The sequence below is a fragment of the Paenibacillus sp. GP183 genome (assembly GCF_900104695.1).
GTDB lineage: Bacteria > Bacillota > Bacilli > Paenibacillales > NBRC-103111 > Paenibacillus_AI.
The window spans coordinates 4995972-5013507 of record NZ_FNSW01000001.1 but is presented as its reverse complement, the minus strand read 5'-3'; the positions used below and the strand labels follow the sequence as shown (position 1 = coordinate 5013507).

The window sequence follows — 17536 nt, the reverse complement described above, 5'->3', positions numbered from 1 at the left end:
TTAGTCCAAACCAGAAATATTGCACAGCAACATTTCTGGTTTGGACACGCTTTACGGTTGTTGCAACAAAACCAGAGTACATATCCGCCGACTCAATCACGAGAAGGACATCAGGAAGTTCAAGTCAGCAATCTGCACAAATGGATGACGCTGTATAGTGAGAGAAGGTGGTTAATGGAGTTTATCATGGTAATGGTAGCCAGAATGTGATAAGACTTATTTTACGTCTTAATGCGGGGATTTAAAAAAAGTCTCTCGAAATAAGTTGTATTTTACGTCTTACAGCAAGTTTTCGAGATTAAAGAAATAAAACAGCAATTTAGTCCGTATATTACGTCCTAATGAGTGATAAAAATTTAGAATCGAGTGATTAGTCCGTATATTACGGCTTATCACGAAAGCGAAGGACCGTTCCGCTAAGCTTAAGAGCCCCTGTCCGCGAAGGAACAGAGGCTCTTATTATTGCACTAGCTTAAAGCGTGTCCCCATAAGAAATGTTGCTGTGCAACATTTCTTATGGGGACTAAAGCGCTCCAACCACTCTGGAACCTTGCACGCTCAAACCATACTCCCTATCCAGCCCTAAAAGTCATCCAAGGGGCGTTACCCTTGGAGTCCCCCTTCAAGGGGGATTTAGGGGGTGTAGTTGGGGATTTAGGGGGTGACATTTGTCAAAATTGAATCAATGAGACAACATCCAACTCGCCCAATTTGGATCGGCCATCCAGGTAGGAGAGCTCTATCAAAAAGGCCGCCCCCACAATGTCTCCGCCAAGCTGATTGATCAAGTTGATCGAGGTTTGAATTGTTCCGCCGGTAGCCAACAGGTCATCAGCGATCAGCACCTTTTGCCCCGGTTTGATGCTGTCTTTGTGCATGGCCAGCCTATCTTTTCCATATTCCAAAGCATAGTCCGCTTCAATGGTTTCTCCTGGCAATTTGCCCGTTTTGCGGATGGGAATAAACCCAACACCCAGCGAGTAGGCCAGAGGAGCTCCAATAACGAAGCCCCGGGCTTCAGGTCCGGCAATAACTTCCACTTGCATTTCTTTGACCAAAAGTTTCAATTGATTAATGGCTTCTTGATAAACCGGTCCATTTTTGAGCAAGGTCGTAATATCCTTGAAGCGAATGCCGGGCTGAGGATAATCCGGAATGACACGGATGTAATCTTTGAAATTCATTTCATTTCCTCCAATTTATAGATGGGTTGCTCCAATTGCTTAGTAATCCATTCAACTAATTCTTTGCTTGTCGAGTACATGCTGATAGCTTCGACTTCCTGCCGCTGCTCACGCTGCTGCAAGATTCGAGATGTGCCTAAATCCCTCTTGACCGGAGTTTTGCATAATATGATGCGGTTTTCCTGCCTCTCCACGAACTCAAGCTCTTCAAATACACGAATCATAAATTCAATCATGGCGGGTGAAAGCCCCGAACGCTTGCTGAAAGCCTGGAGCACGCCGCGGTTCTGCAGATCCCACTCACCCTGCTGGAGGAGCAGCGAATACATCTGTTTAAACATGTCTCGGGATGGAATCGCCCCGCCGCTTTCCCCGCCTGCTTCAGCAAAAACAGCATAACATCGCATAAGCCCCGAGGCTTGCCTTAAAACCGATTGCAGACTGCTTAAGCTCCTTGGAGCCGTATACAGTACCATATCATGAACTTCTTCAAAATCCAGATGATTAGCCAACTCATTGCCAGGTTCCAAGTTGCCTTCTGTATGTACAAACCAGATTGGACAGCTGTCAGCCAAAGCATTTTCTGCAAAATAGGGTTTAGCATCCTTTTCCTCAAAAAGTACGATTGCAGGTGGCTTGCCTCCCAATTCTTTGCGACTGGCAGTGCCGTCCATTAACGCTTGAATTCTCGCGACAGGCTTTGGAGTTCCCCTCCAGTCGAATACCTGAAGATGCGGAATGTGCAGATCATGCATGATAATCTGCGGCTTGCGTGTCCCATTCCATTCATTAATGGAAAGCTCCCCAAGAACCCGAAGTCGCGAAGCTGGCGCAATAAAGTCGGTCAGGTCGCCTTTGCTAAAGCCCACTGCCTCCACAGAGCTCTTCAACTCATTTTGCGTTTGAGACAAAACCAGCTTTAAGTGCTGCTTTTCTTTACCCATTATACGATTATCCTCGAGCATCATGTCAGTAAAAACAAACTTTGGAGTCGGATTACTCATTCCAAATGGGGCCAGCTTTCCCAAGCCTTCAATACAGGAAATAGGAACATCCGATAAGCTGCATGCTGCATCTGCCTTAAGAATGGGAATAAAATCTTCTTCTTCCAGCCATTCCTCAGCCAAATCATTAAGTTTAATCGTAAATATTTCCAAATCCTCACGTTTCAGTGTCATGCCTGCTGCTGCTCGATGTCCTCCAAAATGATCCAGATATTCTTGGCAGCTCGTCAGTGCTTTGTACATGTCAAAACCGGCTATCGAGCGGGCGGATCCCTTTGCCCATCCGGTCTGAGGATCAATGCTGAGAACTAATGCAGGCCGATAGAACGCATCTACAATTTTGGAAGCGACAATGCCTACAACGCCAACGTTCCAGTTTTCTTTTGCCACCACAATGACTTTATCTTGCCCATTAGCCCGCTTTTCTTCGGCCATCACTAAAGCTTCCTGGGTCATTTCCTCTACAAGCCGCTGCCGTTCTTTATTTAAATCGTCCAGCTCTCTGGCAATCCGCTCTGCTTCCTCAGGATCCTTCGTCAGCAGCAGCTTCACGGCATCATCGGCGCATTCCAGCCTGCCGCTCGCGTTAATTCGCGGTGCCAAAGCAAAACCGATATGATAGGCCGATACCTCTTTTCGATCAACACCGGCAATGCTTAACAGCGCGCGGATCCCGGGGTAGGCTGATGTTTGCATGCGCTCAAGCCCCAGCTTGACAATAAGACGATTCTCTCCGATAAGCGGCATTAAATCGGCCACAGTCCCTATCGCTGCGATCTCCAGCAATTCATCCGGCAGCCTGCCAAGCAAGGCATGTGCCAGCTTAAGGGCGACCCCAACTCCAGCCAGCTGCTTGAACGGGTAAGGACATCCTGGCTTTTTTGGGTTGATCACAGCTACAGCATCGGGTAATCGTTCCGGCGGTTCATGATGATCCGTAACAATGACATCCATCCCAAGCTCATGTATGTACTGGACTTCTTCCCAGGCACTGATTCCCGTATCAACGGTAATCAGTAAGGAAACGCCCTGATCCTTGGCCAGATCGATGGCGTTTCGGTTAAGTCCATATCCTTCTCGCACGCGATGCGGGATATATGTATCGTAACGTGCATTCAAGCCTTGCAGAAGATGGGCCATCAAGGACGTACTGCTAACACCGTCGGCATCGTAATCTCCATAGATCCGGATAAGCTCTTGATTGGTTATGGCCTGCTTTATACGATCAACGGCGGCCCGAAGGCCATCCAGCAAAAACGGATCATGAAAGTGGTCTTTGCCGCCATTGAGGAATAGCTCGGCTTCCTCCACGGTTTGAACGTTGCGAAGCACAAGAAGTCTGGCAATGAGAGGCTCCAAACCCAGCTTCGAACATAATTCCTCAACTTGGGATTCCTCAGCATGGCCGATATCCCATCTTGCTTTGGAGCTTAACACCAGCATGCCCCCCTTCAACAACCAGCTTATTAATGAATAAGCGTTGGAAACTCATCTTGATCCGGATCTACATTATACTTGTAGGGCAGTCCTGGATGATATGGACTCACCTGTACAAAAACATCGGATACATGGAGAAAACGCTTCATCAACTGCTGCTTTGTCACTTTTGCGATTTCGTGACCTTCTTGCACTGATATTTTGGGATGAACACTGATTTTTACATCGACGATGATATCATTGCCAAGTACTTTGGCTCGCAGATCATCAACCGCGATAACGCCCTTGACTCTTTGAACTGTACTGATCAAATCGACTGCATCTTCCTGATCAAATTCATCATCAAGTGTATGGTGAATCGCTTCAATAACCAAATTATAGCCCATTTTGAGCACCAGCAGTGAGATAAAAAGTCCGGCGGCAGGATCAAAATAATAAAAAAATGGCAGACCCCAATAAGTGCCAAGTATGGCTCCAAGCACACCCATTAAAGCTGCAATAGAGGAATAGATATCCGACCGATGCTCCAAGGCGTTCGCGTTCAACGCCCCTGAGCCCAGTTTGCTGCCTAAATTAAATTTATATCGAAAGATGAGTTCTTTGACGATGATAGAAATCCCAATAGCGATGAAGGCGTAGCTTTTGGGTGCGGCATCCACACCATGAAGAAGTGATTTAAAGGCGGAAATGCCCATCTCGATGCCAGCGAACAGTAATATAACAGAAACAATGATGGAAGCGATGGACCTTGCTTTTCCGCTTGCATAAGGATGGTTCTCGTCATGGGGCAGTTTGGCAGCACGAAGACCGATCAGCACAGCAAATGACCCTGCAGCATCCGATGCCGAATGGACGGCATCGGCTATCAATGCTTGACTGCTCGCCTTGATCCCAACAATTCCCTTAAGTACGGAAACAGCAATATTGCCCGCAATACCCACCCAGGCAGCAATTTCCGCTTTTTTAAAGCGTTCTTCTGTCAATACGGCCACTCCCTATGAATTGCTTGCGGCAACCTTCTTTTTAGTGCCAAGTGACTTTCTTTTGAGAACATACCATAACGAACAAGCGATAAAGATGGAGGAGTATGCTCCGCTTGTTAAACCGATGAGCTTGGCAAGGGCAAACAGCTTGATAGATTGACTTCCAAATATATACAAACAGCCTGCTGCAACTAAAACCACTAATACCGTATTGATGTTCCGAGCCATGGTCTGCCAAATACTATCGTTAACCATTTGGATCAAGTCATTGTCGGTTTTTAATTTCGTAAAACGAAGATTTTCGCGAATCCGGTCAAAAATAACAATTTTATCATTGATCGAATAACCGATTGTCGTCAAAATAGCAGCCAAAAACGGTAAATTGACTTCAAAACGGAAAATCGCAAACACAGCAATAACCATTAAAGCATCATGCAAAATGGCAATAATCGCTGCGATCGCAAAGCGCCATTCAAAACGGATGCTGACATATATACAAATCAGCACACTCGCAATCGCTACCGCATATACCGCTTTCACCAAAAGCTCCTTGGCGAGCTGCGGATCAACTGTGTTAATTTCTTTGGAAACATCGGTTCCATAAGCCGATTTAAAGGCATCCTGCAACTTTTGCGTGGCGGCGTCGTTCAACACTTCTTCAAAACGGATCGAAACCCGGTCTTTATTGTTGCCGCCGATCGTAGGCTCTGTATGCTTCGATTTCAAATCTCCGCTAGCCGTCAATTCCGCCAAAATTTGATCCACTTTCGCTCTATCCAGTGTTTTGCCGACAACCAAGTCGACATTCGTTCCCGCTTTAAAATCGACGCCGAAGTTCATGCCGGCTATCAAGGTTACCGCCAAGCCGATAACAAGAATCAAAGCGGAGATGGCATAAAAGATCCGACGGTTCTTTACAAAGTCATATTTATTCTTATAAATCACGAATCTCTGCCTCCTTAACGCCGAAATAAACCGGTTTTTTCAGCATATTGCCGCGAATAATCAAGTGCAGCAGCCCTCTGGACAAGAAGACGTTGGTTAAAATACTGATGATAATACTCACCATGGTAATAACGGCAAACCCGCGGATGGCTCCGTTACCAACATAATAAAGAACGGCACCAGCAATAAGGTTGGTCACGTTCGCATCCATGATCGTGCGGAAGGAATGCTTCGATCCTGACTTCAAAGCCGACAGTGTGCTCTTGCCAGAACGAATTTCTTCCCTGATTCTTTCGTAGGTAATAATATTGGCGTCAACCGCCATGCCGACACCGAGCACCAGAGCCGCAATTCCCGGCAGTGTTAAGGTAGCGTTCATCCAATCAAACACGGCCAGAAGCAGCCAGGTGTAGCTGATAAGAGTGAATGCAGCAACAAGACCCGGCACACGATAGTACAATACCATGAACAAGAAGATGAGGATGGAAGCAATCAATCCTGCTCTTGCCGTTTGTGCCAGTGAAGCCTGACCCAAGGTGGCATCTACCCGCTGGATATATTTTTCCGTTAGTTTTAAAGGCAATGCCCCTAAATTAATGGTTTTTGCTAAATTTGTTGCCTCAGTGAAAGTATAGCTTCCTTCAATGACCGCTGAATCACTGTTAATTGGAGCTTTGACAGAAGGAGCGGACAACTGCTTATCATCTAAATAAATAGCAAGCACATTGTTGGGCGGCGGGATTTGTGAAATTTCAGTCGTTACTTGATTAAACTTGTCTTTACTCTTCATTTTAATTTCAATCAGAGGCTGGTTCGTGTTCGGCTGAAAACCAACCTTTGCAGCATTTTCAACAAAATCCGTGCCGTCTAGTTTTATCTTCCCATCATAAGTACGGAAAGTGAGCACAGCTGGCGTAGAAATCTGTTTTCTTACTTCTTCTTCGTTGGTAACTCCAGCCAATCTTACACGAATCCGGTCCGTTCCCTCCGGGTACACTTCGGGCTCAGTTATACCCATGCCGTCAGCTCGTCTTGCGATATTATCGGCAGCCTGCTTTAACGTATCCTTGTTCAGGGGTTGTCCAGCATTAAGAGGCTCTGCGGTATATAAAATTTCAAATCCTCCCTTTAAATCCAAACCGAGCTTGATTCTTTGCACAAGTACAGGACTTGTTGCAGCAACAACGCCCAGAACGACAATGATGGTTAAAAAAAAGGCTGATATTCTTCTCCAATCTAACATTAATTGCTTGTCTCCCTTCGATACCCAATATTCCTATTATACTTACGTGCCCAAATCGAGTCAATTTGCCGAAGAGAAGAAATAATTCCCGGTTGACCAGTATAAACGGCTGCGCCGTCCATAATGACGAGCGCGTTTGTCAAGGTTGATGCGAAGCAAAATAAGTTAGTAAACTTATAATTTCTTATCAACGGGCAAAAAAAACAAGCCCTTCCTTAGAATTGGGCTCCTTTGAAAGCACTCATAGTCATCCAGTTCATGAATTGTGTCGATTTTAGCGATAGAATATCGTTCACGATCTGATGCAAGGCGGGCATTCCGCTTTTGCGGTACCTGTCGCTGACGCAATCCCAGATCTCTTTGCCGGTTACATGATCATAGCCGAGGAGTTTGAATTCTTCCACTTTGCTCAGGCATAAGCTTTCGATAACTTCATTTAGCTCATTTTCGGATAGCACATGATGCTCTTTTTCTATGAAATGCCGCTCTGACAAAATGGAATCTAAAGTTTCTTGCTGCTCCAATATGTCGTCCTCTTCACTCATGATTAGCCCTCCCTCAGAGTTCTTCCACATCATAGTATTCGATGTCATATACCGTTTTCCTCCCAATGACGCTGCATGTCCATAAAATGTTAGCATGAGCTTGGCCTTCTCTCGCATAGTCTCAGATATAGGCAGTGAGGGAAGAAGGAATGACGGGTGAGCAAGCAATCTTTTATCCACGGAACCATGATTCTTTTGGCTGCAGGCATCATGAATCGACTTTTGGGATTCATCCCTCGAATAACCTTGCCGCGTGTCATTGGAGCCGAAGGGGTTGGGCTGTATCAGATGGGATGGCCGTTTCTCATTGTCATTCTGACCTTTATCACCGGAGGGATTCCTGTAGCTGTTGCCAAGCTGGTTGCGGAAGCGGAAGCCGAAAACAATGAAGCCAGGACTCGCAGAATTTTAAAAATATCGTTAACCTTATCCATCTCTTTAGGGGTTTTCTTCACTGCTTTATGTTTATTGGCCTCCACATGGATCACCAAGCATCTGTTAACTGATTCCAGAGTGTACCTAACCTTTTTATGCATGAGTCCAATCATCATGATTGTTGCCATAGGATCTGTCGTTCGCGGTTACTTTCAGGGCAAGCATAACATGATTCCGACTGCAGTGTCGCAAACGGTTGAAACCCTGGTACGCATTGTCATGGTGCTGTTATTTGCCTACTTTATGCTGCCGTACGGAATAGAATTTGCTGCAGCAGGTGCTATGATCGGTGTCATGGTGGGTGAGCTTAGCGGAATGCTGATGCTTTTGATTTATGTTCGAGCGGGCAAAAGAAATTCGCCAGAACGGGCAAAAGCCGCGATCGGCACTAATCTAAGCAAGGGCAGGCTTAATAATCTGCGTCGAATATTGCGTATTTCCATTCCTGTGACGGGCAGCAAGCTTGTTGGAGCCACATCTTACTTGCTTGAATCCATCCTTATTATGCAAAGTTTATCATTAGCCGGTATTTCAACTGCGCTTGCAACATCCCAATACGGGGCTTTGCAAGGGATGATCATTCCAATTCTGATGCTGCCCAGTGCTCTCACTTATTCGCTGTCCGTTTCCTTGGTGCCTTCCTTAAGCGAAGCCGCAGCGCGAAAGGATATGCACACCATCCATAAAAGGCTGCACCAATCGCTGCGACTTGCTTTAGTCACAGGAGCCCCATTCACGGTTCTCATGTTTGTACTGGCTGAGCCTCTTTGCTTGATCATGTATAATCAACCCAATATAAGTGTTATGTTAAAAATGATGGCTCCCGTAGCCTTGTTTATTTACTTTCAAGCCCCTCTGCAGGCAGCCCTGCAGGCATTAAATAAGCCCGGTTCCGCATTGATTAATACCTTGATCGGTTCGAGCGTTAAGCTTTTGCTTATTTATTGGTTAGCCAGCAAGCCGGAAATGGGCATTCTAGGTGCAATTATGGCAATTAACATAAATATTGTGCTCATTACTTTCCTGCATTGGAACAGCGTGGTGCGGCTGCTGAAATTCCAAATGCAAGGCATCGAATTTCTTAAGGTCGGCACAGCTATGGCCGTATCCGGCATGAGCAGCTACGCCATCATGAACACACAATGGGCAGAAAGTTCCCTTTTGCGGTTTTGCGCATCGTGCATCACAGGAATCACCTTGTACATCATGATGATCCTCCTGCTGCGTATTATCGATCACGCTGATTTGCAGCGGGTGAAAAGTTATCTTTTTCGATTCAGGAAAATATGGCCGCGATGATCGATGGAACAGAAAAACACTTCTTTAAAATCAAAAACTCCTCTGGCCTGCAGCTGGTTTTTGAGCCAAAACCTCGTTTGGCCAAGCTTCTCCAATTGATCGTCCTGCACCTTGCCATCCAGGATGAGCGGCAGCGGCAGTCCTTCGAAACGGAAAGGATTGCTGCCTTTTTCAATAACACTCAGCTTTCCGGTAGGCTCAAGTATGGCCAATTCAACATCGGCCACATCCCGCACTTTTTGCTGTCTAAGCTGGAGCAGGAGATCATCCAGATTGTAACGCTGCTTCTTCATTTCATCGCGATTTAACTGCCCTTTCTCGATTAATAGGCTTGGCTTACCTTCAAACAACAGGCGAATCCACCTGCTTTTTAACGTAAGGAATGCTATCAGCAACTGGATGAGCACTAAAGTTCCCATGGGCACAAGCCCTTCTATAAGCGGCTTATTGGAATCCTCCAGTACGAATACAGCAATCTCTGCAATCATGATGGAGATGACCAGATCAAATAATGAAAGCTTGCCAACTTCTCTTTTTCCCATAATACGAAGCACCAGAAACACGACAAAGTAGATCAGTACGGTTCGAAGAAATACGATCATGATGTCCATTCGGCTACCTCCTGATCCAGCAATAGGCTCAAGTGGTATTGTCACCCTTCCGTCTTCTCCTCATTCCGCTCCTGTCTATTCAATTGTTACCAGCTAAAGAAGAAATACGGATAAATAAATGGAGGCTAAAGCCATCATAATGATCGTGATAATGCCTGAAATTTTAAAATACTGCCAATGAGTAAGCCTCTCTCCTTCTGCCTGAGCCATTCCCGCCGCGGCCATATTCATCGTAGAGCCCAGCAATGTACCGGCCCCTCCAATTCCAGCCCCCATAGCGAGTGCCCACCATAAAGCATCAACTCGGCCAAATGCTGACGCTGTTTCTTTTACGACCGGGAGCATGGCCGCTACAAAAGGAATCGAATCAACCGCTGCTGATCCTAAACCTGTAATCCATAGCAGCATCATAGCCGCAAACGACAGGCTGCCTTGAGTGATCTCTACCCCTCTGGCAGCCGTGTAACCACTTACGCCGGAATAAGTGAGTCCCCCAACCATAATGAACAACCCCGCAAAAAACAAAACCTGTGAATCTATGACTCCATGCAGCCATCTTACATAATCTCTTTGCCTGAATGTCCTGCCGATTTCTTTATAATCCACTAAAACTATTAAAAGAGCCCCCGCTAGGGCAATTGTACCGGACTGAACACCAAGAACTCCCTGCAGCAGAAAGCCAAGAAGAATCAACATGGAGACGATAGTTCCTCTAAACAGCAAAAGACCGTCTACTAAATAATCAGATGCCTGCTGGCGAAGCAGTTCTTTCTTTCGATCTGAAGAAACTTGAAATTGTTTTCTGTACATCCATCCTAATAGAATCAAAGTGACTAGCATAAACAAGAATACCAATGGTCCAATAACAGTTAAAAACTGAAGAATAGTCAACCCCGCATAAGTCCCTATCAACCGATTGGGTGTATTGCCGATTAATGTTGCCATTCCGCCTATATTGGCCATAATAATTTCCGCAGCCACAAAAGGAACCGACGATATTTTCAAAATTCGGACTGCATGAAGAGTAAATGGAACTAATGTTGCTATTACCAAAAGCCCGTCAAAGAGCGCAGAACCGATACCTGCGATCAAGGCCAAAATCAAAAGCATGGACAATGGGTTGGCAGCAGTGCGTCCAATAAGATAAACGGCCAGATAAGAAAACAGACCCGTTTTTCGAAAAAAATGGGAAATGATATAAAGGCCGATGAGTAAAAATAATGTGTTCCAATGGATATACTGTGCAAATGCTTTTTGAAAAGGGACAATGCCAAGCGCCAGCATAAGTAAAGCTCCTGTAAGAGCTACATATGTACGGTTCCAAATCTCAGCTAAAAACAGCAAATAGGCAACAGCAAAAATGAGTATAGCGGCGATAGTTTGCCACATGACAGGACCATGCGTAAATTCATTCATACTAAACTTCCTTTCCAAATTGATTGGTACTATTTCAGAATGCTTGACCATACAATGATGGTAAAGAAATCAAGCAAATAGAAGGGATCGATGCCGATGAACCCGATTCAAAGAGTTAACCCGACGCGAATTTCGTCTCCGCTGCTTTCCGGCCTTGTTTACGCCCTAACCTTTATGACAGCAGGCACATTACTTATATCACTTATCTTATTCTTCACCAATACACAAGAGCACTCCTTGCCCACATTGACGACTATTTTGCATGCGGTTTCGTTGTTTATAGGTGGATGGGTTACCGGAAAACGGTCGGAAAGCCGCGGTTGGTACCATGGCGGCATGCTGAGTGTATTTTACAGCACTATCCTTTTTATTGTTGGTTTCTTAGCCTATGATGCCAGCTTGAATCTTCATTCCCTCAGGCTTCTGGTGCTGCTTGTTGCCATTGGCGCACTGGGAGGCATCCTAGGGGTAAACTCAAGGAAATAAAAGTAGTTGCGATTCTTTTCTTCAACAAAATCGAGCTGCTGCTCAGCAAAAAACGAGAGCTTGGATGACCAAGCTCTCGTTTTTTTCATTTGATTATTAGGCAGTAACTTCGGATTTGGAAACGGAATTGATTGCAGAACGATCGAATGTCATCTTGGTAGCGTCATTGACGCGAAGCACAACGACGTCGTCGGTAATTTCCATAATCGTTCCGTGAAGTCCGCCGATCGTTACCACTTTATCGCCTTTTTTCAAGGCATTCAGCATCTGATTACGAACTTTTTGTTTCTTTTGCTGCGGGCGGATAAGTAAGAAATACAACACTACAAACATCAAGATCAAGGGTCCATATGTAAATAATACGTTACCGCCAGCGGCAGGCTGTGAGGCTAATTCAAACATAGTGATCCTCCTTTCTTAAAATCCTCTTTCATTGTCGTCTAGTCCATAGCTGGCGAAAAATTCATTGCGAAAATCAAGCAAACGGTCATTCGCGATCGCTTGTCTGATCTCCCGCATCAGCTGAAGCAGAAAATGAAGATTATGATATGTGGTTAATCTTATGCCGAACGTTTCGTCCGCTTTGATTAAATGGCGGATGTAGGCTCGGCTATAATTCTTGCAGGTATAGCAGCTGCATTTCGGATCAAGCGGTCCGAAATCTTCTGCATATTTGGCGTTACGGACTACCAGCCGGCCTGAACTGGTCATGCAGGTACCGTTACGCGCGATGCGGGTAGGCAGGACACAATCAAACATATCAATGCCCCGCATGGAGCCTTCAATCAAGGCGTCCGGCGAACCAACCCCCATTAAATAGCGGGGCTTATCTATTGGAAGTAAAGGAGTGGTATAATCCAACACCTCATACATCATAGGCTTGGGCTCCCCTACACTCAGTCCACCAATAGCATACCCCGGGAAATCCATGGAAGTCAACTGATCAGCGCTCAGTCGTCGCAAATCCTCATGCATGCCGCCCTGGACGATCGCAAAAAGTCCTTGATCCTGTTTGCGGGCATGGCTGCTGAGGCATCTTTCGGCCCAACGGCTTGTCCGCTCTAAGGACTTTTTAATATAGTCATACTCGGCTGGATATGGAGGACATTCATCGAACGCCATCATGATATCGGAGCCAAGCGCATTTTGAATTTCCATCGCTTTCTCTGGTGAAAGAAACAGCTTATCCCCATTCAAATGGGAGTTGAACTGCACGCCTTCTTCCGTGATTTTACGGATATCGCTTAAGCTAAATACCTGAAATCCGCCGCTGTCCGTGAGGATCGGACGATCCCAGTTCATAAATGTATGCAAGCCTCCTGCCGCTTTGATCAGCTCGTGACCAGGGCGCAAGAACAAGTGATAGGTATTGCTTAAAATGATTTGAGCATCCATCGATTTCAATTCTTCCGGACTCATGGTTTTCACAGTCGCCTGAGTGCCTACCGGCATAAATGCAGGCGTATCGATCACGCCGTGGGGAGTGTGGACGCGTCCGAGTCTGGCACCGGTTTGCTTGCATGACTTGATGTGTTCGTAAGTAACTGCTGCTGTCATTCGGATCACTCCCTGTCTAATAGATAAACATCGCATCACCAAAGCTGAAAAATCGGTAGCGCTCTTGGACGGCTTCCTTGTAAGCGAGCATGACATTCTCTCTTCCCGCCAATGCACTGATAAGCATCATCAGCGTGGATTTGGGAAGATGAAAATTGGTCAGCATCGCATCGACAATTTGAAATTTAAAGCCTGGATAAATGAAGATGCTTGTCCATCCGCTGCAGGGCTCAATTTTCAATATCCCCGTTCTTGAATCTGAAGATGCTGCATCCAAACTCCGCCTCGCTGCCGTTTCAAGTGTTCTTGCAGAAGTCGTACCTACAGCAATAATCCGCTTGCCAGCAGCTCTGGTTTCATTGATCATCGACGCAGTCTCTGAACTTAATTCATAATATTCCGCATGCATTTCGTGCTCCTCTACCTTGTCTACCGAAACAGGCCTAAACGTACCCAAACCGACATGGAGGGTGACAAACGCAAGACGAACCCCTTTTTGCTTCAGGCGTTCCAGATAGGCTTCCGTAAAATGCAGTCCAGCCGTAGGTGCCGCTGCAGAGCCTTCATGCTTCGCATATACGGTCTGATAACGCTCTTTTTCCGGCAGTTGCTCCTTGATGTAAGGAGGAAGCGGCATTTGTCCCAGCCTATCCAGGATCTCGGTAAAAATGCCCGCATAGCGAAACTGCAGCACTCTCGCTCCCATCTCCATTTCTTCCTGCACAATGGCAGAAAGCAGGGGCGGAGCTCCTTCTCCTGAAGCCTCGTTATCGCCGAAAACCACCACAGCTCCTGCTTTAAGACGCTTACCGGGACGCACAAGAGCCTCCCAGCGATCCTCGCTAAACGATTTGAGCAGCAGCACTTCCACTTTCGCGCCGGTATCGGATTTGACGCCAAAAAGCCGGGCTGGAATGACTCGCGTATCATTCATCACGAGCAAATCCCCGGCTTCCAGTTGATCCGCCAAGCTGTCGAACTGGTGATGCTTGACCTCACCTGTATGTTTATTCAACGTAAGCAAACGGGATGCCGTTCTAACGGCAAGCGGCGTTTGAGCAATTAAATCGTCCGGCAAATCAAAATCAAACGCGTTTACATCCATTCAGTGATTTCATTCCTTAACTATGCTGACTCCACTGTAATAAGCCTGGAGTATTTTTTTGTAATCGTAACCCTGCTCCGCATACCCCTTCGCACCCCATTGGGACATGCCGAGACCATGGCCGAAGCCTTTTCCTTTGAAAACGTATTTCTTGTTTGAGATTTCGATCCTGTCCTGCGGAATTTGCTGGGCAGCACCCGAACCTCCAAGGACAAAGATTTGTGTTTTATCGACTTTAACCGGCTGTGTCTGCTTGCCGCTAAGTACATACATCGAATTAACTGGGGGTTTTCCGCCAGGCGTAGTGACCGGAGTTCCATTTACAGTATAACTGCCCGTAACCTGAATTTCAAACAGGGTGCTTGGAAGCCCGCCAAAAAGCGAGCGAAACGCATCCGGACTGGCAACCTTGACGACTTGCCCATTGGCTTTGATTTCCGTAACACGTCCGGAAGGTCCCAGCTTACTCACTTCAAGCGATTGTAATCCGCCTTGAAGATTTACACCCGTACTAGCTAGCTTTGATTCCAGAAAAGCGGCATCATATGGGCCGCGAATCCATGAAAAAGCATTCGACTCGGTTTCTTGCCCGAGGATCTCTACTCTTTCCTGGGCACTCAGCATGACGATGGGTGGATTGCCTGTGTTATCGACATATGGAGCGCCTCGCAGATTGACAGCTTCTGTCGTTTCATATATTGCAAGATCGGCAGCGCTCTTTTGACCTGTGGTCTTTAAGTAGGATGAATGAATATATCCGGTTTTCCCGCTGGAGAGCTTGACCTCGTACCAAATGGCTTTGCCCGCCGCAGCCCCGTTATCGGGACTGGGTACGCTTTTGAGATAAGCTGCCGAATTCCCCCAAACTTCCGTAGGATCCGCAGTCATACCCCCGGCGTTGGAGGAATAAAACGGCGTGATGAGTTTGTTGTTATACATCACCACTTCGCCTTTTGTAGCCTCCACTGCCTGAACCGCAGCCGGGAATTCTTTGGACATCCCGTAGTAGGCTTGGTCCAGCGTATTATCCGTAACTTGGGCGATTTCATACTTCAAGCCTTGCGCGAGCGCATATGTGCGGGCAGCGACAGCTTGAGCCTTCAAAGCCTCGGCCGGCCAGGCTGGACTAAGCTCGGAGCTCACAACAGCATAAAGATACTGTTCAAAAAGAACCTCATTCACTACAGCCATTTTGCCATTGTAGCTGCTAAGCTCAATGTCGCCTCTAAATGTTCGAGCGGCTCGTTCCTTGACCGTAATGCCCGCTTGCTTGGGATGAATCCATGCTTTTATGCCAGGTCCTCCAGCCGCGTAGTGAGCGGTTTGACCCGTACCGGTAGCATCTGCAGTGACGTCCCACTTTTTGAGTAAATAAGGTGTGCCCGCGTTTGCTGGCTGAAGGACGACACCGGGCAAAAGAGCTGCCACTTTTTGCTTAATATCGTTCAATTGTGCCGGCGTAGACTCGTTTCCGACCCAAACGGTATACCAGAGCTTGCCTGAAGCATCCTCCTGAATCGCTATATCCGCATTAAAACCGGCTTGGGAGATCACACCCGCCTGCACGGCAGCCTCCGCTTCCGTCTCATAGCCGCCTGCAGACCAGTGCAGAGGACCTGTAATTCCAGGCACTGCGCCTTTGAGCAAGGCCGTTACGGCAGGATCCATACTGATTTGCAATTGGGCAGCAGTCGCAGCATCCAAGGATCCATAGCTTCCGTAGAAAACTTGGAAGACGGCTTTGCCCTGTTTCTTGTGGCTGATAATATATGAATCTCCCGGCATCACAGACAGTTTGCTATAGAGTGCTTTAGCAGCCGTAAAATCTGGAGTTTCCAGTATCATGACTGCAAATTGGTCAAGTGATCCTCGAACTGAAGCTGCACCCGTAAGGGAAATCCATGTTTTGCTCGCGGCAGCTGTGCGAATGCCAATATCCAGACCGCTTGCAGAGGATAAGGTCACAACCGGTTCGACCGCACTATATTTGGGCGAATCTATGAATAAAACGACGCGAATATTGTCCAATTTGGGGACAACGGCAAAGGAAGTACTGGGAAAAAAGGGCTGTGATCCTATGCCAATCATGGCTGCAGCCAGCAAAGTGACAGATTTACGCAGTAGTCCCGATTTTAATCTCATGAAGTCAAAGTTCCTCGCTCTCGATAGCATTCTAGTTAATTAGACGCCAATAATCGCTGGAAGTTTTGTAGAAACAAGAAAAAAATCCCTTTCCGTCTTTCTTAAAGCCGGGAAAGAGACTGTCAAGCTCGCTAGTTTCGTTGATCCGGAAGCGGCAATCCCAAGTGGCCATAGGCCAGCGGAGTTACCGTTCGTCCACGCGGAGTTCGCTGCAAAAACCCGATTTGCAAAAGGTAGGGCTCATATACATCCTCTATCGTTTGGCTTTCTTCCCCGATGGTTGCGGCAATCGTATCCAGCCCGACAGGACCTCCCTGGAAGTTTCTGATGACGGCGCGAAGCATCTTATGGTCGATCTCGTCCAGTCCCAAATCATCCACCTGCAGCAGCCGCAGGGAGCTCTTCGCCATATCCAGGGTGATGATCCCGTCCCCTCGAACCTGGGCATAATCCCTGACCCGTTTCAAGAGCCGGTTCGCGATGCGCGGCGTCCCTCGTGAGCGCATGCCGATCTCGCGTGCGGCTTCGCCAACGATCTGCACCTGCAGAATATCGGCGGTGCGGCTGACAATATACGTCAGCTCCTCGACGTTGTAATATTCCAGGCGGCTCACCACGCCGAAGCGGTCCCGCAGCGGCGCGGAGAGCAGCCCGACCCTCGTGGTCGCTCCGACCAACGTAAACGTCGGCAGGTCCAGCCGCACCGAGCGCGCACTCGGACCCTTGCCGATGATAATGTCAAGGGCATAATCCTCCATCGCCGGATACAGCACCTCCTCCACCGTACGGTGGAGGCGATGGATTTCGTCGATGAAGAGCACGTCGCCCTCCTGCAAATTCGTCAGGATGGCAGCGAGATCTCCCGGCCGCTCGATCGCAGGGCCGGAGGTGGTCCGTATATTCACGCCAAGCTCGTTGGCGATGATGTTCGACAGGGTCGTTTTGCCGAGCCCCGGAGGCCCGTACAGAAGCACGTGATCCAAGGCTTCTTTACGTAGCTTTGCCGCTTCAATGTAGACCTTCAGATTCTCTTTGGCTTGCGCTTGTCCGATATATTCAGCCAGATAGCGGGGCCGCAGGCTGAATTCCATTGCCTGTTCCTCCATCATCAAATTGGCGGATATGATCCGGTCATCCATGGGGA

15 protein-coding genes are annotated in these 17536 nt (G+C 47.3%); 2 read left to right on the top strand and 13 right to left on the bottom strand.

The annotated features are described in order from the left end of the window. Positions 1-671: 671 nt before the first annotated feature. The 6 genes from BLV33_RS24860 to BLV33_RS24835 form a co-directional block, all read right to left on the bottom strand. On the bottom strand, positions 672-1184 hold the full coding sequence (locus BLV33_RS24860; protein ID WP_090797988.1) for an adenine phosphoribosyltransferase: 513 nt from the start codon (positions 1182-1184) through the stop codon (positions 672-674). Next, a complete protein-coding gene (gene recJ, locus BLV33_RS24855) occupies positions 1181-3625 on the bottom strand; it encodes a single-stranded-DNA-specific exonuclease RecJ (protein ID WP_090797987.1) in 2445 nt (814 codons plus the stop codon). The genes BLV33_RS24860 and recJ overlap by 4 nt, the downstream gene beginning before the upstream one ends. Before the next feature lie 29 nt (positions 3626-3654). Next, positions 3655-4617, bottom strand: a complete 963-nt coding sequence (locus BLV33_RS24850; protein WP_366414837.1) for a cation diffusion facilitator family transporter — start codon at positions 4615-4617, stop codon at positions 3655-3657. A gap of 3 nt (positions 4618-4620) precedes the next feature. Then, positions 4621-5553: a protein translocase subunit SecF gene (gene secF / locus BLV33_RS24845; RefSeq protein WP_090797983.1), complete on the bottom strand. Its 933-nt coding sequence runs from the start codon at positions 5551-5553 to the stop codon at positions 4621-4623. Further along, the gene (secD, locus tag BLV33_RS24840; protein WP_090797982.1) at positions 5543-6796 is read right to left on the bottom strand and encodes a protein translocase subunit SecD; all 1254 of its coding nucleotides are present in this window, start codon (positions 6794-6796) and stop codon (positions 5543-5545) included. Before secD ends, secF begins: the two co-directional genes overlap by 11 nt. A 215-nt stretch (positions 6797-7011) precedes the next feature. Further along, on the bottom strand, positions 7012-7341 hold the full coding sequence (locus BLV33_RS24835) for a post-transcriptional regulator (RefSeq protein WP_171909292.1): 330 nt from the start codon (positions 7339-7341) through the stop codon (positions 7012-7014). 156 nt (positions 7342-7497) lie between these two features. Here BLV33_RS24835 and spoVB point away from each other — a divergent pair, with 156 nt between their 5' ends. Then, positions 7498-9075: a stage V sporulation protein B gene (spoVB, locus tag BLV33_RS24830; RefSeq protein WP_090797978.1), complete on the top strand. Its 1578-nt coding sequence runs from the start codon at positions 7498-7500 to the stop codon at positions 9073-9075. Here spoVB and BLV33_RS24825 read toward each other — a convergent pair. Next, positions 9039-9686: a DUF421 domain-containing protein gene (locus tag BLV33_RS24825; RefSeq protein ID WP_090797977.1), complete on the bottom strand. Its 648-nt coding sequence runs from the start codon at positions 9684-9686 to the stop codon at positions 9039-9041. The two genes, spoVB and BLV33_RS24825, sit on opposite strands and share 37 nt — an antisense overlap. Before the next feature lie 93 nt (positions 9687-9779). Further along, positions 9780-11102 (bottom strand): ArsB/NhaD family transporter, encoded by a 1323-nt coding sequence (locus BLV33_RS24820; RefSeq protein WP_171909291.1) that lies wholly within the window; start codon positions 11100-11102, stop codon positions 9780-9782. Between the two features lie 90 nt (positions 11103-11192). On the opposite strand from BLV33_RS24820, the gene BLV33_RS24815 reads away from it, so the two are divergent. Continuing rightward, positions 11193-11588: a TIGR04086 family membrane protein gene (locus BLV33_RS24815; RefSeq protein WP_253187161.1), complete on the top strand. Its 396-nt coding sequence runs from the start codon at positions 11193-11195 to the stop codon at positions 11586-11588. 96 nt (positions 11589-11684) lie between these two features. Here the strand turns inward: BLV33_RS24815 and yajC are convergent, their stop codons facing one another. The 5 genes from yajC to ruvB all read right to left on the bottom strand — a co-directional run bounded on the left by yajC (position 11685) and on the right by ruvB (position 17531). Further along, the gene (gene yajC / locus BLV33_RS24810; protein ID WP_090797974.1) at positions 11685-11990 is read right to left on the bottom strand and encodes a preprotein translocase subunit YajC; all 306 of its coding nucleotides are present in this window, start codon (positions 11988-11990) and stop codon (positions 11685-11687) included. Between the two features lie 15 nt (positions 11991-12005). After that, positions 12006-13145: a tRNA guanosine(34) transglycosylase Tgt gene (gene tgt / locus BLV33_RS24805; protein ID WP_090797972.1), complete on the bottom strand. Its 1140-nt coding sequence runs from the start codon at positions 13143-13145 to the stop codon at positions 12006-12008. Positions 13146-13161: 16 nt separating this feature from the next. Then, positions 13162-14250, bottom strand: coding sequence for a tRNA preQ1(34) S-adenosylmethionine ribosyltransferase-isomerase QueA (gene queA, locus BLV33_RS24800; RefSeq protein WP_090797971.1), 1089 nt, complete (start codon positions 14248-14250; stop codon positions 13162-13164). A 9-nt stretch (positions 14251-14259) separates the two neighbouring features. Further along, the gene (locus BLV33_RS24795) at positions 14260-16392 is read right to left on the bottom strand and encodes a SpoIID/LytB domain-containing protein (protein ID WP_171909290.1); all 2133 of its coding nucleotides are present in this window, start codon (positions 16390-16392) and stop codon (positions 14260-14262) included. Between the two features lie 131 nt (positions 16393-16523). Further along, positions 16524-17531, bottom strand: a complete 1008-nt coding sequence (gene ruvB / locus BLV33_RS24790) for a Holliday junction branch migration DNA helicase RuvB (protein ID WP_090797968.1) — start codon at positions 17529-17531, stop codon at positions 16524-16526. Positions 17532-17536: the final 5 nt, after the last annotated feature.